Source organism: Nocardioides alcanivorans (assembly GCF_021555175.1).
Classification (GTDB): Bacteria; Actinomycetota; Actinomycetes; order Propionibacteriales; family Nocardioidaceae; genus Nocardioides; species Nocardioides alcanivorans.
The window spans coordinates 91,566-110,807 of sequence record NZ_JAKGRW010000056.1 but is presented as its reverse complement, the minus strand read 5'-3'; the positions used below and the strand labels follow the sequence as shown (position 1 = coordinate 110,807).

Genomic DNA, 19,242 nt, shown 5'->3' with positions numbered 1-19,242 from the left:
GGGCGGCGCCACCTGACCGTCGACGGCGCCCAGATCGTAGGTCGTTGCCGCGGCGCGGGCTCCTGCTCGGGGACGTTGACCGTCACCCCTGAAATGCCTGAAGGCCGGCAACTCCCCGGAGTTGCCGGCCTTCTCAGCTGTGCGTGCGATCAGCGTCCGCGGCTGAAGCTGCTGGCGCTGTGGCTGCTCCGGCCACCGCCACTGGTGCGGGCTGCGCCAGAACGGCCGGCCGGCTTGCGGTTGCCACCGCCTGAACCGGAACCCTGCTTGCGCGGCTGCGACTGCCCACCCTGGCCGCCACGCGACTGACCGCCGCGGGACTGACCAGACGCGGCACGCGCCTCGCCCTGGCCTGCGCCACCGCCCGAGCGGCGACGACGACCGCCCGACTTGCCCTGCCCACCGGACTTGCCGGAGGACTGCTGCGGCTGCTCGAACTCGATCCCGCCGGGCGTCGAGCGGTCGCCCGGCGCCAGCTTCTTCAGCACCGGGTGAGCGGCGCCGTCGATGCGGGTGATGGTCGGCTTGATGCCGGCTGCGCGGGTCAGGTCGCGCACGTCCTTGACCTGGTCGTCGGTCATCAGCGTGATGACCGAGCCCTCGTTGCCGGCTCGCGCCGTACGGCCGGAGCGGTGCAGATAGGCCTTGTGCTCGGCCGGCGGGTCGGCGTGGACGACGAGCGAGACGTCGTCGACGTGGATGCCACGGGCAGCGATGTCGGTGGCAACGAGCGTGGTTGCGCGGCCCTCGTGGAAGGCCTCCATGTTGCGGGTGCGCGCGTTCTGGCTCAGGTTGCCGTGCAACTCGACCGACGGGACGCCGGACTTGTTGAGCTGGCGGGCAAGGGCCTTGGCGCCGTACTTGGTGCGGGTGAAGACCACGGTGCGCCCGGGGGCGCTGGTGAGGTCGACGAGCACCGGCACCTGGTGGTCGCGCTGCAGGTGCAGCACGTGGTGGGTCATCGTGGCGACCGGCGACTGCGCCGAGTCGGCCTGGTGGGTGACCGGGTTGTTGAGGAAGCGCTTCACCAGCACGTCGATCGCCTTGTCGAGCGTGGCGGAGAAGAGCAGTCGCTGGCTCTTCGGCGGCGTCTTCTCGAGCAGGCGACGTACACCGGGGAGGAAGCCGAGGTCGGCCATGTGGTCGGCCTCGTCGAGCACGGTGACCTCGATGTCACCCAAGGTGCAGTGGCCCTGGTTGATGAGGTCCTCGAGGCGTCCCGGGCAGGCGATGACGACGTCGACGCCCTGGCGCAGTGCCTGCACCTGGGGGTTCTGGCCGACGCCGCCGAAGACGGTGCGCGTGGAGAGGTTGGCTGCCTTAGCCAGCGGGACGAGCGCCTCCTCGATCTGGCCCACGAGCTCACGGGTCGGGGCGAGGATCAGCGCCCGCGGGGCGCCCTTGCGGGGGCGGCGGCCGCTGGCGACGAGCCGCGCGACCAACGGGATCAGGAAGGCGTAGGTCTTGCCCGATCCGGTGCGCCCGCGACCGAGCACGTCGCGGCCGTCGAGCGAGTCAGGCAGCGTGGCCGCCTGGATCGGGGTGGGAGAGGTGATGCCGCGTTCGGCAAGCACGGAGGACAGGACAGTGGGCACGCCGAAGTCGGCGAAACTCTTGGTAGACAAGGAAATCTTTTCGTTGGTGGTGTCTCACCAAACTCATCGCGCAGAGCGCGGGAAGTGTGCCTCGGATTCGAGGGATCGCACCAAGTGGTACGCCATTCGGTCCGCGGCAAGACTTGTCGGACCGAGCCCCTCCAGCGTAGTGCACGCACGCCCACAACCTCCCATCCTCGCGGTGTGCGTTGCCCCACCTTCCCTCCGGACCAGCGGGATCGTCCCTAACAGATTTGTAGTTTCCGGCCGGAATCTACAAATCTGTTAGGGACGATCCCCTCAGGAGAAGCGGAGCACCCCGTCGGCGATGTCGGCCCTGCGGATCGAGCGGACGTCGTGGAAGTAGCTCTGCTTGAGCTTCCAGGGTTCGACGGAGCCTTGCTTGGGGAGCTCGTCGATTGCTCGGAGCACGTAGCCTGCTTCGAAGTCCATGAAGGGTTCCTCGGTGACTGACGGGTCGCGGGGCGGGGTGACCACGGAGGTCCCGGTCGCCTCCATGTGGGCGAGCACCCGGCAGACGAACTCGGCGACGAGATCGGCCTTCAGCGTCCATGAGGCGTTGGTGTAGCCGATCGTGTAGGCGAAGTTGGGCACGTCGCTGAGCATCAGCGCCCGGTAGGCCATGGTGTCGGGCAGGTGGACCTTCTCGCCGTCGATCGTCATCTGGATGCCGCCGAAGGCCAGCAGGTTGAGACCGGTCGCGGTCACGATGATGTCGGCCTCGAGCACCTCCCCGAGCTGAGCAGGATGCCCTTCTCGGTGAAGGTCTCGATGGTGTCGGTGACCACCGACGCGGTGCCCTCACGCAGCACCCGGAAGAGGTCACCGTTGGGCACCAGGCACAGCCGCTGGTCCCACGGCCCGTAGGTCGGCTTGAAGTGCACGTCGACCGGATAGTCCTCGGGCAGCATCTTCTGCGTCATCTTGCGGATCGCAGCACGCACGAGCTTCGGCCGCTTCTGGCTGACCGAGTAGAGCGTGTTCGCCTGCGCGATGTTCTTCAGCCGAATGACCGGGTAGGCGCGTCTCGCGCCGAGCACCCTGCGCACGGTGTTGGCGAGCGGGTCGCGCCGCGGCACCGACAAGATGTAGGTCGGCGATCGCTGCAGCATCGTCACGTGACCGGCAGCTCTCGAGTCGCCGGACTCGAGCATGGACGGCACCAGGGTCACCGCGGTGGCGCCGGAGCCGATCACCACGACCCGCTTGCCGGCGTAGTCGAGGTCGGCGGGCCAGTGCTGCGGGTGCACGATGCGACCCTCGAAACGTTCGCGCCCGGGGAACTGCGGGGTGTAGCCCTCGTCGTAGTCGTAGTAGCCACTGCAGCTCCACAAGAAGTTGCAGGTGTAGGCGACCTGCCCCTGATCGGTGTCGACGGTGACGGTCCAGCGCTTGCTGTCGGAGTCCCAGTCAGCGCCCAGGACGTGTTGCCCGTAGCGGATGCGCTGGTCGACGCCGTACTCCTCGGCCGTCTCGCGGACGTAACGCAGGATCGAGGCGCCGTCGGCCAGCGACTTGTCGTCGGTCCACGGCTTGAAGCGGTAGCCGAGCGTGAACATGTCGGAGTCGGAGCGCACGCCGGGATAGCGGAAGAGGTCCCACGTGCCACCGCTCGCCCCGCGTCGCTCCAACAGCAGGTAGGAGCGGTCCGGGTGCTCGGTGCTCAACTTCGCGGCGGCCCCGATGCCGGAGAGTCCGGCACCGATGATGAGTACGTCGACGTGCTCAGCAGCGTTCATGCCGACGAGACTACTGAACGAAATTCAATGACGGAACCCGTCGCGCCGACGGAGGTCTATTCGGCGTGGAGTGCAGCGACCAGTTGCGCGCGAGCGGCGTCGAGATCGGCGAGCGCACCGCCGCCGGTGAAGGTGACCGTTCGCAACTCGCCGGTCCAGGCGAACGGGGGCGCATAGTCGTCGCTCACCGGGAAGCCGGCGTCGCGGCCGACCCGCAGGCCGCCGCCGCCGATCTGGATTCCGCTGGACCCCATCCCGGCAGCGAACGGAACACGCGCCACCTCCGCTCCATCGACCAGCAGTACCCCGTCCTCGCCGGCCAGTCGGAAGCCGACCGTGTGGTCACCGGCGGGCAGCGGCATGTCGGAGGTGACGGCGTACGGCGTGCTGGTGGCGTTGAGCAGGAAGCGCGGGCGGGCGTCGATCACCACGAGCGCCCAGCCGTTGGACCAGTCACCGATCGCGGCGAGCACTCCTTCACCCCCACCTTCGGGCACGGTGACATCGGCCTCGACCAGCGCGCCGAGCGCGAGGGACGGCACCGCTTCGTCGACGACCGGGTTGGCACCGGGGCGGACGACGAGTCGTTCGGGCGTGGGCCAGAGCGGTGGCTCGAAGCCGGCGAGGTGGCCGTAGAGGTTGTCGGTCAGGGGAAAGACCTGGTTGGCCGCCGCCTCCTGCTCCCAACGGGCGATGAGCTCGGTCACCACGCCCGGGTGGTCGTCGGCGACGTCATGGGCTTCCGAGAAGTCGTCGTCCATGCGGAAGAGGCACCAGCGGTCGTCAGCGAAGTCACGGCTGCCCGGAATCAGCGCCTCGTCGGCGACACCGCCGGAAACGTGGTTGGTGGTGGCCTTCCAGCCGTCGTGGATGATCGAGAGTGAGCCGAGGGTCTCGAAGTACTGGGTCGCCCGTGGCGCCGGCGCTCCGGCATCGGCGACCGTGCCGAGCAACGAGGCTCCGGCCAGCGGCCGCTGGGTGACTCCGTCGACCTGATCGGGGAGCGTCACACCGCAAGCGTCGAGCACCGTGGCCGCGACGTCGACGACGTGGCACCACTGGTCGCGCACCGCACCGGGGTCGGCAACTCCGCCGGCGGGCCTGAGGATCATCGGCACCCGCACTCCCCCGAGCCACGAGTAGCGTTTCCACAGGTGGAAGGGCGCGTTGCCGGCCCACGCCCAACCCCACGGGTAGTGGTTGTAGCCGCGCCAACCACCGATCTCGTCGATCGCTGCCAGGTTGTCCTCGAGCGTGTCCGGCACGTTGAAGCCGAAGCGGTGCTCATTGAGGGAACCGAGCTGGCCGCCCTCTGCGCTGGCGCCGTTGTCGGAGGTGAGGAGCACCATCGTGTCGTCGGCGATCCCGAGCTCGTCCAATCCGTCCAACAGCCGACCGAGGTGGTGATCGAAGTGGGAGACGAAGCCTGCGTGGGCCTCGGCATAGCGAGCGAAGAGCCGCTGCTCCTCAGCGCTCAGCGTGTCCCACGCCTGCACGAAGTCCGGGCGGGGCGGCAACGTGGTGCCCTCCGGCACGACTCCGGCGGCGACCTGTCGGGCGAAGACCCGCTCCCGCAGCGCCTCCCAGCCGTCGTCGAAGCGGCCGGCATACTTCTCGATCCACTCCTTCGGCGCCTGGTGCGGGGCGTGACCGACGCCGGGCGTGAAGTACATGAAGAAGGGCTTCTCCGGCGCGGCGTGCTTCTGGTCCTTGATCATGCGCAACGCCTCGTCGACCAGATCCTCGGTGAGGTGGTAGCCCTCCTCGGGGGTCTCCGACGGCTCCACCGGCGAGTTGTCGCGATAGAGCGTGGGCGTCCATTGGTTCGCGTCGCCGTGGAGGAAGCCGTAGAACCGCTCGAAGCCCTGGCCGAGGGGCCAGGTCTCGAAGGGGCCGACTGCCGACCGGTCGTTGCGAGGCGTCAGGTGCCACTTGCCGACCGCGAACGTGCTCCACCCGGAGTCGCGCAGCAACCGAGGCACCGTGGCGGTCGACTTCGAGATCCGCCCGCTGTAACCCGGGTAGCCGGCCGGCATGTCGACCAGGAAGCCGACGCCGGCTGCGTGCGCGTTGCGTCCGGTCAGCATTGCCGCGCGGGTGGGCGAGCACAGTGCCGTCACGTGGAAGCGGTTGTAGCGCAGCCCCTCCCCCGCCAAGCGGTCGATGTTGGGCGTCTCGATCTCGCCGCCAAACGGTCCCAGCTGCCCGAAACCCACGTCGTCGAGCAGGACCACGAGCACGTTCGGCCTACCCGCCGGGCGTGGCCGTGCCGGGTGGTACGGCGTCGACTCGGCTGTGGTGCGACCGATGACGGGACCGGTGGGAGAGGTCGTGCTCACTGGCGGACTCCTACGATGCTCTGGTGGCTGACATGGGTGAATCGGACCGGGGCGAGGGACATCCCCTCGATTTCGGGGTGCTGCTGAACCTGGCAGGCGTGGTCTTCATCGACGCCCTCCACCAGCGGCTTGCCGACGAAGGCTTCGACGGGTTCACCGTGCGTGGCGGGCTGCTGCTGCGCTCGCTGGGCGACGACGCGCTGAGCCTGCGTGAGCTGGCAGACCGGATCGGGCTGAGCAGCCCCGGTGCGCTCAAGGCAATCGAGCCGATGGTCCGCGCGGGTCTCGTCGAGCGGGTGAAGGCCGAGGACAAACGGGTGCGCGCGGTCCGCGTGACCGATCGAGGGCATGCGGCGCTCGCGTGCGCGGCCGCCTTCCATGCGGAGTTCGAGGCGAGCCTGGCCGCCCAGGTCGGCAGCGACGACGCAGCAGCGACGCGGCGGACCCTGGCTGCCCTGGTGGAGCGCGGATCGCCCCACCTGCCGCAGACGCTGACACCTCACGACAACCGCCCCTGAGTCGGCGCGGCCGAGTCCCCGTCGCGACCACCGCCGTGCAGCGGCCGCCGTCGCCAGTAGGTCGAGAGCGCGAGCCCGGTGAAGACATCCCACAACGCCCAGAAGGCGACCACGAGAGCAACCCCACCGAGCTGGTCGAAGTAGGCCAGTGCCAGCACCAGGGCGAGCGCAGTGTTGCGCACCCCCATCTCGAAGGTCATCGCGCGCACCCCGGCCGCACGCATCCGGAGGAGCCGCGCGACGACGTACCCGGTGAGCAGGACGACGGCGTTCTGGATGATCGCCGGGAGTGCCACCTCGTCGAGGTGGTCGACGATGATGCCACCTCGCGCGGCGAGGCCGGCCACGATCACGAGCAACAATGCCGTCAGGACGGCGACCTCCACCGGCCGGCGCAGGCGCGATGCCAGGCCGGGATACCGACTCGCCACCCAGACCCCGACGGCGAACGGCAGTCCGATCAGCAGGGCCACCTCCACACCCATGTCGACCGGGTCGAGACGGATGTCGCGGAGCAGCTCGTCGGCGGCCGGGTAGCGGGCAGACCAGAAGCCGAAGGCCAACGGCGTCGCCAGCACCGCCAACAGGTTGGAGCACGTGGTCAGCGAGATCGAGAGGGCGACGTCACCGTGGGCGCGGTGAGTGAGCAGATTGGAGAGGTTGCCGGCAGGGCAGCAGGCGACCAGCAGCATGCCGAGTGCCACGGAGCCACCCACGTCGAGGAGGTGGCACAGCCCCAGCGTGAGGGCGGGCAGGAGCACGAACTGGGCGACCACGCCGACGACCAGCACCAGTGGCCGGCAGATGACGGCGCGCAGGTCGGAGAGCCTGGTGTCCAGGGCGACACCCAGCAAGAAGACGGCGATCAGGATCTTGATGCCGACCTGCGGGCCTTCACCGAGGCTGATCCGCAGGGTGTCGAGGTCGGAAGCTGCGACGTACATCTGCCTCCCCGATCATTTGCTTAACCATAGTTAAGCAAATGGACGGGAAGTTGTCCTGCGTTTCCGTCACCCGGATCGGAACGGAACGAACGACTTGCTCCGGCACTCCATCCGGCAGGATGTCGACATGACCGAGCATCTCGAGGGGCTCGGGTCCGACGCCTCGCACGCCCCACCGAAATCGACCCACCCGCTCATCCGAGCCGCAGCAGTGGTGCTGCTCGCCTGCGCGGCACTCCCGGTCGGCGTGGCGTTCTCCCTGCTCTGGGACACCATCAGGGTCGTCGGGATCGATCCCCGACTGGCCAACGAGCTCCACTACATGAACGAGGTCTCCGACCCCACAGCCCCGCTCTTCGGTCGCGATCTCAGCTTCGACGACGGCATGATCCTGCTGTTCGCCGCCAGCATTGCTCCGCTGCTCTCGCTGCCCTTCGGCTCCTGGGTACGCAAGCGCATGGGCGATCCGCGCCCCGCCCTGCAACCGATCGCGATCTCGCTGCTGGGGATGGTTCCCGGTTTCGTGTGGCTGGCGACCGACTGGCCCGACCTCGGCACCCCAGAGGTGGGCTTCTTCGGCTGGGTGATGCTCAACGGCGACTGGCTCGTGCCCGCCGCGCTGGGCGTCGGCGGACTGCTCTGCCTGTGGCGGTGGGACCGGACCCGACTCGCCACCCTCCGCCGCGCCGAAGGCCTGGACCCGTACGCCGCCGAGCTCCGGAACCGCCGGCCCTCCTGACCCGACCGGCGCCGAGGACCTCGGCCCTCGGTCGCACCGTCAGGCGGTGCCGCGCACCAGGTACTGCAGTTGCACGTCGTGGCCGGGCGCGACGCCGTACTCACGGTCGAGCTCGAGGATCGAGGTCAGCGGGGTGACGGTGACGTCACGGAAGCCGGCGGCGCGCACGACCTCGACCGTGGGCTCGATCGTGGACGCCTCAGCGAGCGGCAGCGCGCTGCGCACGTGCTCGTCGTACCAGTCGGCGAAGCCCGGGGTCGGGTTGAGGTCGAGCCCCTCGGGGAACCAGGTCGAATCGACCACGGCCAGCGTGCCGCCAGGGCGCAGCAGGCGGCGCCAGTTTGCCAGCGCCACCTCGGGCTCGCGCAGCGTCCACATGACGTAGCGGTTGGTGATCGCGTCGAAGCTGCCAGGCGTGAAGTCGGGGCTGACCGCGTCGCCGATGCCGAAGTCAGGGGCGTTGGGCGTCTGCGCCGCGCGCGCCCGGGCGATCTCGATCATCCCGTCGGAGAGGTCGGTCGCGGTCACCCGGTGGCCGTTGCCGGCGTGCACGAAGGCCACGAAGCCACTCCCGGTGCCCAGGTCGAGTACGTCGGCAGGTGAGGCAGGCAGTGCCTGGCCCCAGATCTGCGACCACGCAGCCACGTCGCGCTCGAAACGCTCGGGACGCTGCTGGTTGGCGTCATAGAGCGGAGCACGTTCGGTCCAATAGGCGTTCATGTTGGCCTGGACCGAAGTGAGCTGGGTGAGGGTCATGCGTGGCTCCTGGATTCGTGGATCGGTCGGAAGAGCAGTTGCGGGTGACCGTCGAGGTCGGTCCGGCTGGCGTGGATGGCATAGACCCGCTCGAGCAGGTCAGGATCGAGGACCTCGTCGGGTGTGCCGGCTGCGGCGACCCGGCCCCGGTCGAGCAGCACGAGGTCGTCGCAGTAGCGGGCGGCGAGGTTGAGGTCGTGCAGCACCACGATGGCGCTGTCCGCCACCGAGCGGACCAGGTCGAGCACCTCGTGCTGGTAGCGGATGTCGAGGTGGTTGGTAGGTTCGTCGAGCAGCAGGAACTCGCCCTGCTGGGCGAGCGCCCGTGCGATCAGCACTCGCTGGCGTTCCCCACCCGACAGGGCGGTGAAGGGTCGGCCGGCCAGGTGCGTGGCGCCCACCCGAGCCAGCGCATCGGAGACGACAGCATGGTCGGCCTCGCTCGTGCGCTGGAAGGTGCCCAGCCGCGGCAGCCGACCCAGCATCACCTGCTCGGCGACGGTCAACGTCGACTCGGTGCCTGACTCCTGGACGACGACGGCGACCTTGCGCGCCAACTCCCGTCGCGACCACGACGCGAGCGGGCGATCATCGATGGTGACCCGGCCGGCACTGGGTCGCAACGACCCGTAGAGCATCCGCAGCAGCGTCGTCTTGCCACTGCCGTTGGGGCCGATCAGGCCGAGCACCCGGCCCGGCCGAGCGGTCAGCGAGACACCGTCGACGACCTGCCGGTCGCCGTACGCGTGGCTGAGTCGCTCGGCACCGATCATCGACTCTCCCCGAAGCGCTCGAGGATCATCTCGAGACCACGCACGCTGAGCGGCGACGGCGGCTCGACGAAGTTGAAGAGCAAGGGCATCACGGCGTCGTTGCGCACCGCGGCGAGGCTCGAGGAGCCGGGCAGGTCGGTGAGCGCCTTGGTGACGTCCGCCGACGTTCCGGTGCTGTGCAGCAGGATGATCACGTCAGGATCGCGGTCGAGGAGCTCTTCGAGGGTGACCTCGAAGACGCGTTCGTGGGCGTCACCGAAGACGTTGTCGAAACCGGCCGCCTCCAGCTGCGGCTGGGCCATGCTCTTGCTGCCGTAGGCATAGGTGGTGCCGCCGCCGATCGTCGGGAAGAGCACCGCGGCCGACCGCTGCTCACCCTCCGCGGTCGCGGACAGCTCCGCGACCTTGGCCTCGATCTCCTGCGCGGCGGCGTCGGCCTCCTCGCTCTTGTCGAAGACCTCGCCGTAGAGCCGCAGCTGACTGACGACGTCGTCGTAACCGGGGTCGTCGATGCCCTGCGCGCACATGGCAGGCTCCTCGAGCAGCGGGATCTTCGCCGAGGCGAGGGTGTCCCGATTGAGGTTGTCGACCTCACCGAGGACGAGGTCGGGCTCCTCCTCGATCACGACCTCCTTCGAGATCAGCAGGTGGCCTCCGGAGTCGGTCTTGCCAGTGAGTGCCGGGATCTCGTTGAGCTGCTCCCAGGTCTCGTCGTCGTAGTACTCACGCGGGTACTCGCCACCGCGGGCGTTCACCCGGTCAAGCACGCCGAGCTCGGCGAGGAACGGCACGGCAGCGCTCTTGAGCATGACCACACGCTCGGGGGCGCGGTTGAAGGTGACATCGGCACCGCAGTTCTCCACCGTCACGGGGAAGTTGTCTCCCTCCACCGCCTGCTCGTCGTCGCTGCCGTTGGCCAGCCCGCAGCCGGTCAGCACGAGAGCCGACAGGGCGGCAGCAACAGCAGTGCGTCGGGTGCTCACGAATGTTTCTCCTGATGTTCAGGCCGCGCTGCTCGCGTGCATGCGGCGGACGAGGATGAGAAGGAAGGGCGCCCCGATCAGCGAGGTGATGATCCCGATCGGGATCTCCTGCGGCGCGAGGACGGTGCGGGCGGCGATGTCGGCCCAGATGAGCAGGATGCCGCCCATGAGTGCCGCCACCGGGAGCGCGCGGACGTGGGCGCTCCCGACGGCGCGACGCGCCAGGTGGGGCACGACGAGACCGACGAACCCGATGCTGCCGGAGGCGGCGACCAGCACGCCGATGCACAGCGCGACCAGCACCAGCAGGGTGGTGCGGAACTTCTCCGGGGAGACGCCGAGCGTCAGCGCGGTCTCGTCTCCGATCGCGAGTGCGTCGAGTTGGCGGCCGGAGAGGGTGAGCAGCACGACGGTGAGCAGCACGACAACCGCGACGAGGGCGAGCGGGCTGCCCCATTCCGCCAGGGAGAGGGAGCCGAGCAGCCAGAACATGACCGAACGGGCACCTTCTGCGGAATCGCTCGCGAAGATGAGGAAGCTGGTGGTGGCCTGCAGCGCGTAGCCGACGGTCACCCCGGCGAGCAGCAGTCGCACCGAGGTGACCCGACCGCCGGTCCGCGCGATGCCGTAGACCAGCAGCGAGGCTGCAAGGGCTCCGGCGAACGCGCTCGTCGGCAACACGTGCTCACCGATGCCGAGACTGAATCCGAAGAGGATCGCAGCGGCCGCCCCCGTGGAGGCGCCCGAGTTGACCCCGAGCAAGAAGGGGTCGGCGAGCATGTTGCGCACCATCCCCTGCAGCGCCATGCCGCAGATCGCGAGGCCCGCGCCGACGAGCAGCGCGAGCAGCACCCGCGGCAGCCGCACCTCCCAGATGATCGAGTCACGCGGCGCCGACCAGGTCTGCTCCTCAGGAACGAGGAAGAGGTGGTGGCCGACCACGCGGACGACATCGTCGAACGGGATGCCGACCGCACCCAGGCTCACGCCGGCGACGACGGAGAGCACCGCTGCCACCGTGAGCCCCAGCAACCACACCCGGGTGCGCCACGCCGTACGACGGGCCAGTTGCGCCGGGCTGGGAGGCGACGATTCGCCGCCCTCACGCGGGGTCGGCGCAGCCACGACCGAGGTGTCGTTGACCGTCACCCGCTTGCCCCCACCCTTGTTGCGAACTCTTTGCAACAAGGACTCTACGCGATGTGCAGCCGCGCCTCACCCCGCACCCCGGGGACTTCACCTGCATACCCCACGGAAATGACCGATCGCCCCTAACAGATTTGTAGTTTTCTGGAGGAGACTACAAATCTGTTAGGGACGATCCCCAGAATCAGGCGGCTTGGGCGGCCTCACGGCGCTGGCGGGTGGCGCGACGCTGGGCGGCGTCGTAGGCGCGACGGACCCGGGGACCGCCGGTGGTGAGCTTCTTGAGCACGCCGAGCTGGCGGGGCAGGTTCTTGATGTTGGTCTCTGCCATCCAGCCGTTGGGCAGGGAGAGGCGGAAGACCTTGTGCCAGGCGCTGGCGACCTGGGCGGGCAGCGGCGCCTCGTGGTAGTTGAGGTCGTACTTCTCGAACAGCGCCTTCACCTTGGGGGCAACCTCGGCGTAGCGGTTGCTCGGCAGGTCGGGGAAGAGGTGGTGCTCGATCTGGTGCGACAGGTTGCCGGTCATCAGGTGCATGGCTTTGGAGCCGGAGATGTTGGCGGAGCCGAGCATCTGGCGCAGGTACCACTCGCCGCGAGTCTCCTTCTCCGGGATCGATGCCCGCTCGAAGGTCTCAACGCCCTCGGGGAAGTGACCGCACATGATGACGGAGTTGGACCACACGTTGCGCACGAGGTTCGCCACGAAGTTGGCGGCCAGGGTCGGCAGGAAGGAGCCGGTCGGAATCGACAGGGCCGGGTGGACAACGTAGTCCTTGGTGGCCTGCTTGCGAATCTTGCGGAGCGTGTCCTTGGCGCGACGCTTGAAGTCCTCGGACCGCTTCTCCTTGGGGATGCGCAGGTTCTTGCCGAGCTCGAGGTCGTAGGCAGCGATGCCGTACTCGAAGAAGCAGGCATTGATGAAGGCCCACGCCGGCTGACCGAGGTGCATCGGCGCCCAGCGCTGCTCCTCGTCGACGCGCATGATGCCGTAACCGAGGTCGTTGTCCTTGCCGACGATGTTCGTGTAGGTGTGGTGCACTTGGTTGTGCGAGTGCTTCCAGCCCTCGGCGGTCGAAGCGTTGTCCCACTCCCAGGTGGTCGAGTGGATCTTCGGGTCACGCATCCAGTCCCACTGGCCATGCATGACGTTGTGGCCGATCTCCATGTTCTCGAGGATTTTCGCCACGCTCAGGCCGGCGGTGCCGATCAGCCAGGCAGGCGGCAGCGCGCTGAAGAGCAGCACTGCGCGGCTGCCCAGCTCGAGCTTGCGCTGCACGTCGACCACCCGACGGATGTATTTCGCGTCGCGCTCACCGCGGGTGTCGAGCACCTCCTGACGGATGGCGTCGAGCTCGGCACCGAGCTGCTCGATGTCTTCCGGCGTCATGTGGGCGGTCGGGTTTGTGGGCTTCTGGGTGATCGTGGTCATGTGGGGCTTCCTTCGCTGGGGGCGGTGGGAGGGCCGGTGGCTTCGACGAGGTCGACCACCGATCGGAGTCAGTGGGAGATGTGGCAGGCGCCAGCAGGTGCGCTGATGCAGGTCTGGATGGGTACGCCGCCCGGGTCGGTCTCGCCGGGGATCGCGCGTGTGAGCTCTCCGTTGCGCAGATCGCGCACCGTGCCTTCGCGCATCGGCAGCACGCAGCCCATGCAGATGCCCATCCGGCAGCCGCTCGGCATGAGCACGCCAGCCGCTTCGGCGGCATCGAGGATCGTGGTGGAGCCGTCGAGCTCGATCTCCACCTCGGACGCCTCGAGGCGGACGGTGCCTCCTTCGCCGGCGACCAGCGTCACCGGGCGGAACTGCTCGGTGAAGAGCTCCAGCCCGCGGGCCTCGTGGTGCGCGCCCAGCGCGTCGAGCAGACCACCAGGACCACAGGCGTACGTCGACCGCTCGCCCAGGTCGGGAACCAGCGACTCGAGGTCGTCGACGTCGAGCACGCCGTGCACGTCGTCATAACGCGCGACCAGGTTGATCGCACCGTCCTCGGCGAGCTCACGCAGGTTGGCGATGAAGATCGAGTCGGGCTCGCTCGGCGCCACGTGCACGACGGTGATGTCGAGGTCGTCGTGCGTGTGCACGACGCCGCTGTCGGTCACGGGGAAGAGGTTGCGCAACATGCCGATGACCGGCGTGACGCCGGAGCCGGCGGTGATGAAGAGGAACTTCTGCGCCCCGGTCAGCGGCGGCAGCACGAAGTCGCCGCTGGCCTGCTCGAGGTGCACCAAGGTGCCCGGACGCGACTGGTGGACGAGGTGGTTGCTGACCACCCCATCGGGCACGGCCTTGACGGTGATCGAGATGAGCCCGTCACGGCGGGGACCGTGGGTCAGCGAGTAGGCGCGCCACTGGCGGACCCCGTCGACGTCGACGCCGATGCGCAGGTACTGCCCCGGCACGTGGCCGGCCCAGTCGGCGCCGGGCTTGATCTCGATCGTGGCTGCGTCGGCAGTCTCCATGTGGACGGACACGATCCGACCACGCAGGTCGGCGCCGGAACGGAGCGGGGCGAAGAGGTCGAGGTAGTCGGCCGGCAGGAGCGGCGTTGTGGCCGCCTCGACGGCCCGGGTCAAGACGTCCCGGACGCGTCGACCCCGATGAACGAGGCCCTGAGGTGCTGCGATCGTGCTCATGTGTCCATGGTCCATCGTTGCGGGAGTTAACTCATGACCTTGCGCGCGTGAATCAGCTGTACTCTTTTGTTCGTCAGGAGTGAACAACGAAGGAGAACTCATGGCCACGGACTCCGGTCTCCGACTGCCGCAGCCGGTGGTCGCGGCGATGCGCACCCAGTTGTCCGGCGCCGCCGAGCGGGTGGTCGCCGCCGTCATCCGCGAGGTCCCCTCCTATTCCGAACCCTTCCGGGGCCGGATGGGACGCAACATCGAGACCGCCGTGGCCCTCGCCCTGGGCGGGTTCCTCGACATGGCCTCCACCGACGACATCGCCGAGAGCCGTGCCCGGGTGGCATCGGTGTTCGAGGCGGCGTACGCCCTCGGCCGGGGTGAGGCCCGCAGCGGCCGCGCGATGGACGCGCTCGCCGCCGCCTACCGGGTGGGGGCCCGGACGGCGTGGCACGAGCTCAGCCTCACTGCTGTCGAGGCCGGGGTCTCCTCCGAGGATTTGGCCGGCTTCGCGGAGTTCGTCTTCGAATACATCGACCAGCTCTCGGCAGCGAGCGTCTCCGGGCACGCCGACGAGCTCAACAGCTCCGGGCGGGTGCGCGAGCGTCACCTCGAACGGCTCGCCGACAGCCTCCTCACCCTGACCGATCCCGAGCTCCTCGACACTCTCGCCGAACGCGCCGACTGGCCGACGCCGACCACGCTCACCGCCCTCGTCATCCCCGAATCGATCTCCGGCACCGTCCGGACCCTCACCGATGCCCACACGCTGCGGGCGTCCAACGCCCCCGGACTCGACGACCGCCCCGACCTGGCGGTCCTGCTGGTGCCCGACCTCTCCGCCCACGACCGCCGCTCCATCGTGCAGGCGATCTCCGACCGCGAGGCGGCGGTCGGGCCGAGCCGGCCCTGGCTGACCGCAGTGGCGTCGTACCAACGCGCGGTGCGGGCACTCGACCTCCGCGAGCCGCACGGCCCGGTCGACAGCGACGAGCTCCTCGCCTCACTCGTGGTGACCGCCGACGCAGAAGCGCTCGCGGACCTGCGCGCCCGGGTGCTGGCTCCCCTCGCCGACCTGCGTCCCTCCACCGTGGAGAAGCTCGTCGAGACCCTGCGCGCGTGGCTCCTCCACCAGGGCCGCCGCGACGACATCGCCGCCGCGCTCTTCGTGCACCCGCAGACCGTGCGCTACCGCGTGGGCAAGCTTCGCGAGCTGTACGGCGACCGCCTGGGTGATCCGCAGTTCGTGCTGGAGGCGACGCTCGCCCTCGCGGTGGAGTGAGGGACGGCACCTCGGTGTCGCTGGCAACTGCAACCAAAACGGTCCGAAAGCACGCAACCGCTCATAGACTGCGCCGGCGGCCTCGATCGAGGTCGATCGAACCCGAAGGATGAACCTTGAAACATCTCCGTCTCTCCGCCTTGACCGGACTGGTCACTGCGCTCGTCGTCTCGCTGACCCTGGTCGGCCCCCAGGCACACGCTGCCAAGGTCACCGGAGACAACCTGCCGACCGGCGATGAGATCACCGCGATCTTCCCCTCGATGACGGACGCGGAGAGCACCACCCGCAAGTCTCCGCGACTGTCCTATCCCAAGGGGTGCGAGGGCGAGGCCGTGGTCAAGGGGAACTCCGGGCGCAGCATCGACCTGTTCACCTTCGACGGGTGGCCGATCGCGGTGACGGCCCAGGTCGTCGAGGTGGGCAGCAAGGCCAAGGCAAGGAAGGCGACCAACGCCTTCCGCACGTTCGTCAAGAAGTGCCGGAGCTTCAAGGAGGACGGCTTCAAGATCAAGGTCTCCTCACGCAACCTCCCCAAGGTGGGCCAGCAACGGGTCGGCATGTCGATGCGCATGACGCAGGAGGGCATGTCCATGCGCGGCGCCATCGCCGTCGTGCGACAGGGCAAGCGGGTCGCCATGGTCACGGTCGCGGACATGCGGAAGATCAACACCAAGAAGTACAACAAGCTGGTCAAGTTGGCCGCGAAGAAGATGCGCTGAGCCGCTGGCCGACGACTGGCCGCTTCGATGGAGTGAACCTGCTGCGTTTCGTGGAGCCCCGAGCAGATTCACTCCATCGAAGGAGTCAATGCGAGTCGGTGGAGTCGTCGTCCCCTGCCAACGGCAAGAAGACCGACTGCTGCCGTTGCCGCGGCGGGGCGACCGAGTCCGCGCCGTAGAGGCGTGCGCGAATCGGCGCGGTGAGCACCCCGAGTGGCGCAGTGAGCACGTAGAAGTAGGCGACCACCAGGGCCGTGCTGGCCGGCGCGAGAACGAGGCCGAGCACGACGGCCAGGCCCACCACCGCGGTGATGATCTTGGCCTGGCGGGTCTGCGGGGAGACCAGGTTGCGGAACGACCGGAAGCGGATGGTGCTGACCATCAGCCACGCCGGGACCAGGCTGATCAGCACCGGGATGAGCATCGCCGGCCCGACATGGAAGTTGGGGCCGGAGGGATCCGTCGTGTCGAGCGCGAAGACCGTTGCCATCACCACGGCCGCGGCCGCGGGCGAGGAAGCCCGACGAAGTAGCGCTTGTCGTCCGTGGGATCGATGGTGAAGTTGAAGCGGGCCAGCCGGAACCCGGCGCACGCCAGCCAGAGGAAGGCAGCACCCCACCCGACCGTCGGCCACTCCGGCAGCACCCAGGTGTAGACGAGGAACGCCGGAGCCAGCCCGAAGGAGACCAGGTCGGCGAGCGAGTCGAGCTGCACGCCGAAGGGAGAGGTCGCGCCGACCAGGCGGGCGACGGCGCCATCGGCGATGTCCATGATGATCGCGACCGCGATCAGCACGGCGGCGAGCTGGAAGTGCTCGTTCGTCGCCAGCAGCACCGAGGAGAAGCCGCAGGCCATGTTGGCCGTGGTGAAGAGGCTCGGCGCGGTGACCCGCAACTGCTCCTTGGCACTCAGCTGACGCAGCGACACCACCTCGGCGCCGGAGTGCGACTCCAGGCGCCAGCGGGCGAAGCGGCGGCGTCGGGCGTGGCCGGTCACGAGACGGCATGCTCCGATCCGGGCCAGCGGCCGATCACGCTCTCGCCGCCGATGACGCGGGTGCCCTCGCGGACGGTCAACGTCACCTCCGGCGGCAGGAAGATGTCCATCCGGGAGCCGAACTTCATCAGCCCGATGCGCTGGCCGGAACTGATCTCGTCGCCGGCCTGGACACGCGTGACCACGCGGCGCGCGACCAGTCCGACGATCTGGCGGAAGACGTAACGGCGCTGCTCCCCACGCACGGTGCGCGTCACGGCGATCTCGCTGCGTTCGTTCTGGAAGGCGCTCTCGAACTTGTAGGCCGCCAGCCACTTCCCGGGGCGGTAGTCGACGGACTCGACGGTGCCACCGTAGGGGGCCCGGTTGATGTGCACGTCGAAGACCGACAAGAAGATGCTCACCTGCTGCCAGTCACCGGGGGCGCCACATCGGGCTGCCCGGGACCGGCATACATGACCTTCCCGTCGGCGGGTGACAGCACGGTGTCCTCGTCGACGGGCGTCGCGTCGACGCGCCGCTGCGGGTCACGGAAGAACGCGACGAGGCCGACGGGCAGCGCGGCCAGCAGTGCCGCCGTACGCCGTCGCCCGGCCAGCAGCGCGAGGGCGCTGGGCACGGTCCCGATCAGGGCAGGCAGCACTGCCTCCCGGTCGATCGTGGTCTTCGCGGACACTCCGGCTCCTCTGCGTCTCCCGGGGCCGGACGCCCCGAAGTCTCGCGACAACCTACCTGCCGGTCACGCCCCGGCGGGAAACGTCCCGACATCGCGCGAACCCTCAGTTGGATCACCCGAACCCTCAGTTGGGTACGGCGACCCGCCCAGCCGCGCGCCCTCGAACGCATTCCCGGCGCCCTCGACCGCATTCCGGGCGCCTTCGACCGGGTCAGGGCTGGACCGCGGCGCCCGACTCGAGCAGCTGCTCGACGTTGTCGATGCCCCACGCGGCGAGCGCTTCGCGGGTGTGGGCGCCCGGCACCGGGGCAGGCGGGTGCGAGAGAGTCGCCTCGGTGCGGGAGAAGCGCGGCGCGGGCTGCGGCTGGACGACACCCTCGTGCTCGACGAAGACTTGGCGTGCCTTCATGTGCGGGTGCTCGATCGCCTTGCTCATCGGGATGATGCCGGCGACACAGGCGTCGGAGCCCTCGAAGATCCCGACCCACTCGGCCTGGGTCCTCTGCAGGAACGTGGCAGCGATCAGCTTCCGGAGCTGATCGTGGTTGGCCGGGTCGTAGCGGTCGGGCGCCGTGTCCTTGATACCGAGGAGCTCGACGAAGACCTCGTAGAACTGCGGTTCCAGCGCACCGACCGACATGTGCTCGCCGTCGGAGGTCTCGTAGACGTCGTAGTAGGGAGTGCCGCCGTCGAGCAGGTTGCTGGCTCGCTCCTCCTTGAAACCGCCGCCGGCCAGGAAGGCGGCACCCATGGCGTTGAGCGAGGCCGTGCCGTCGACGATCGCGGCATCGACGACCTGACCCTGACCCGAGGACTTGGCCTCGAGGAGGGCGGCCAGGATGCCGATCACGAGATAGGTGGAGCCGCCGCCGAAGTCACCGACCAGGTTGCCGGGGAACTGCGGCTTGCCCTTCACCTGGCCGAGGCCGTGCAAGGTGCCGGTGATGGCGATATAGTTCATGTCGTGGCCGGCGACCTGGGCGAAGGGTCCGGTCTGGCCCCAGCCGGTCATCCGGGCGTAGACGAGACGCGGGTTGCGCTCGGCGCAGGCGTCCGGGCCGATGCCGAGCTTCTCGGTGACTCCCGGGCGCATGCCCTCGACGAGCACGTCGGCGTCCTCGATGAGCGTGAGCACGGTCTCGACGGCAGCCGGGTCCTTGAGGTTGAGCGCCACGCTCGGACGGCCGCGGTTGAGCAGGTCGTGGCTGCCGCCGGTGAGCATCTGGCCACCCGGACGTTCGACGCGGATCACGTCGGCGCCCAGATCGGCCAGCATCATGCAGGCGTGCGGACTGGGGCCGATGCCAGCGATCTCGACGACTTTGACCCCGCGCAGCGGGCCGGTTCCCTGACCAAGTTCGAACGTCATGTCCCGCATCATGACAGAA

20 protein-coding genes are annotated in these 19,242 nt (G+C 68.9%); 4 read left to right on the top strand and 16 right to left on the bottom strand.

Features of this window, described 5'->3' with window-relative positions; all coding sequences use genetic code 11:
* Window positions 1-149 precede the first annotated feature (149 nt).
* From L1066_RS24180 to L1066_RS24170, 4 genes are all read right to left on the bottom strand, one after another.
* Window positions 150-1,625 (bottom strand): DEAD/DEAH box helicase, encoded by a 1,476-nt coding sequence (locus tag L1066_RS24180; protein WP_235738904.1) that lies wholly within the window; start codon window positions 1,623-1,625, stop codon window positions 150-152.
* A gap of 270 nt (window positions 1,626-1,895) precedes the next feature.
* A complete protein-coding gene (locus L1066_RS28205) occupies window positions 1,896-2,345 on the bottom strand; it encodes an NAD(P)/FAD-dependent oxidoreductase (protein WP_312008721.1) in 450 nt (149 codons plus the stop codon).
* Window positions 2,321-3,355, bottom strand: coding sequence for a flavin-containing monooxygenase (locus L1066_RS24175; RefSeq protein ID WP_312008720.1), 1,035 nt, complete (start codon window positions 3,353-3,355; stop codon window positions 2,321-2,323). Before L1066_RS24175 ends, L1066_RS28205 begins: the two co-directional genes overlap by 25 nt.
* Before the next feature lie 56 nt (window positions 3,356-3,411).
* Window positions 3,412-5,694: an arylsulfatase gene (locus L1066_RS24170; protein WP_235738903.1), complete on the bottom strand. Its 2,283-nt coding sequence runs from the start codon at window positions 5,692-5,694 to the stop codon at window positions 3,412-3,414.
* 32 nt (window positions 5,695-5,726) lie between these two features.
* Between L1066_RS24170 and L1066_RS24165 the strand changes: the two genes are divergently transcribed.
* Complete coding sequence (locus L1066_RS24165) at window positions 5,727-6,212, top strand: MarR family winged helix-turn-helix transcriptional regulator (protein ID WP_235738902.1); 486 nt, start codon at window positions 5,727-5,729, stop codon at window positions 6,210-6,212.
* On the opposite strand, the gene L1066_RS24160 is transcribed toward L1066_RS24165, so the two are convergent.
* Window positions 6,194-7,156 (bottom strand): bile acid:sodium symporter family protein, encoded by a 963-nt coding sequence (locus tag L1066_RS24160; RefSeq protein ID WP_235738901.1) that lies wholly within the window; start codon window positions 7,154-7,156, stop codon window positions 6,194-6,196. The two genes, L1066_RS24165 and L1066_RS24160, sit on opposite strands and share 19 nt — an antisense overlap.
* 127 nt (window positions 7,157-7,283) lie before the next feature.
* Here L1066_RS24160 and L1066_RS24155 point away from each other — a divergent pair, with 127 nt between their 5' ends.
* Window positions 7,284-7,895: a hypothetical protein gene (locus L1066_RS24155; RefSeq protein WP_235738900.1), complete on the top strand. Its 612-nt coding sequence runs from the start codon at window positions 7,284-7,286 to the stop codon at window positions 7,893-7,895.
* 39 nt (window positions 7,896-7,934) lie between these two features.
* On the opposite strand, the gene L1066_RS24150 is transcribed toward L1066_RS24155, so the two are convergent.
* From L1066_RS24150 to L1066_RS24125, 6 genes are all read right to left on the bottom strand, one after another.
* Window positions 7,935-8,651, bottom strand: coding sequence for a class I SAM-dependent methyltransferase (locus tag L1066_RS24150; RefSeq protein WP_235738899.1), 717 nt, complete (start codon window positions 8,649-8,651; stop codon window positions 7,935-7,937).
* A complete protein-coding gene (locus L1066_RS24145; RefSeq protein ID WP_235738898.1) occupies window positions 8,648-9,424 on the bottom strand; it encodes an ABC transporter ATP-binding protein in 777 nt (258 codons plus the stop codon). Before L1066_RS24145 ends, L1066_RS24150 begins: the two co-directional genes overlap by 4 nt.
* Window positions 9,421-10,407: an ABC transporter substrate-binding protein gene (locus tag L1066_RS24140; protein WP_235738897.1), complete on the bottom strand. Its 987-nt coding sequence runs from the start codon at window positions 10,405-10,407 to the stop codon at window positions 9,421-9,423. Before L1066_RS24140 ends, L1066_RS24145 begins: the two co-directional genes overlap by 4 nt.
* 18 nt (window positions 10,408-10,425) lie before the next feature.
* On the bottom strand, window positions 10,426-11,595 hold the full coding sequence (locus tag L1066_RS24135; protein ID WP_235738896.1) for a FecCD family ABC transporter permease: 1,170 nt from the start codon (window positions 11,593-11,595) through the stop codon (window positions 10,426-10,428).
* Between the two features lie 142 nt (window positions 11,596-11,737).
* The gene (locus tag L1066_RS24130) at window positions 11,738-12,982 is read right to left on the bottom strand and encodes a fatty acid desaturase family protein (RefSeq protein ID WP_235738895.1); all 1,245 of its coding nucleotides are present in this window, start codon (window positions 12,980-12,982) and stop codon (window positions 11,738-11,740) included.
* Between the two features lie 68 nt (window positions 12,983-13,050).
* On the bottom strand, window positions 13,051-14,187 hold the full coding sequence (locus L1066_RS24125) for a ferredoxin reductase (RefSeq protein ID WP_235738894.1): 1,137 nt from the start codon (window positions 14,185-14,187) through the stop codon (window positions 13,051-13,053).
* A gap of 100 nt (window positions 14,188-14,287) precedes the next feature.
* On the opposite strand from L1066_RS24125, the gene L1066_RS24120 reads away from it, so the two are divergent.
* Entirely contained in the window at window positions 14,288-15,460 is a 1,173-nt protein-coding gene (locus L1066_RS24120; RefSeq protein ID WP_235738893.1) for a PucR family transcriptional regulator, read from the top strand.
* 116 nt (window positions 15,461-15,576) lie between these two features.
* On the top strand, window positions 15,577-16,182 hold the full coding sequence (locus tag L1066_RS24115) for a hypothetical protein (RefSeq protein ID WP_235738892.1): 606 nt from the start codon (window positions 15,577-15,579) through the stop codon (window positions 16,180-16,182).
* Between the two features lie 85 nt (window positions 16,183-16,267).
* Here the strand turns inward: L1066_RS24115 and L1066_RS24110 are convergent, their stop codons facing one another.
* The 5 genes from L1066_RS24110 to L1066_RS24090 form a co-directional block, all read right to left on the bottom strand.
* A complete protein-coding gene (locus L1066_RS24110; protein ID WP_235738891.1) occupies window positions 16,268-16,672 on the bottom strand; it encodes a hypothetical protein in 405 nt (134 codons plus the stop codon).
* Window positions 16,672-17,178 (bottom strand): CDP-alcohol phosphatidyltransferase family protein, encoded by a 507-nt coding sequence (locus tag L1066_RS24105; RefSeq protein ID WP_235738890.1) that lies wholly within the window; start codon window positions 17,176-17,178, stop codon window positions 16,672-16,674. The genes L1066_RS24110 and L1066_RS24105 overlap by 1 nt, the downstream gene beginning before the upstream one ends.
* Complete coding sequence (locus L1066_RS24100) at window positions 17,175-17,582, bottom strand: phosphatidylserine decarboxylase (protein WP_235738889.1); 408 nt, start codon at window positions 17,580-17,582, stop codon at window positions 17,175-17,177. Before L1066_RS24100 ends, L1066_RS24105 begins: the two co-directional genes overlap by 4 nt.
* A complete protein-coding gene (locus L1066_RS24095) occupies window positions 17,579-17,854 on the bottom strand; it encodes a phosphatidylserine decarboxylase (protein ID WP_235738888.1) in 276 nt (91 codons plus the stop codon). The genes L1066_RS24100 and L1066_RS24095 overlap by 4 nt, the downstream gene beginning before the upstream one ends.
* Window positions 17,855-18,065: 211 nt before the next feature.
* The gene (locus L1066_RS24090) at window positions 18,066-19,223 is read right to left on the bottom strand and encodes a CaiB/BaiF CoA transferase family protein (protein WP_235738887.1); all 1,158 of its coding nucleotides are present in this window, start codon (window positions 19,221-19,223) and stop codon (window positions 18,066-18,068) included.
* Window positions 19,224-19,242: the final 19 nt, after the last annotated feature.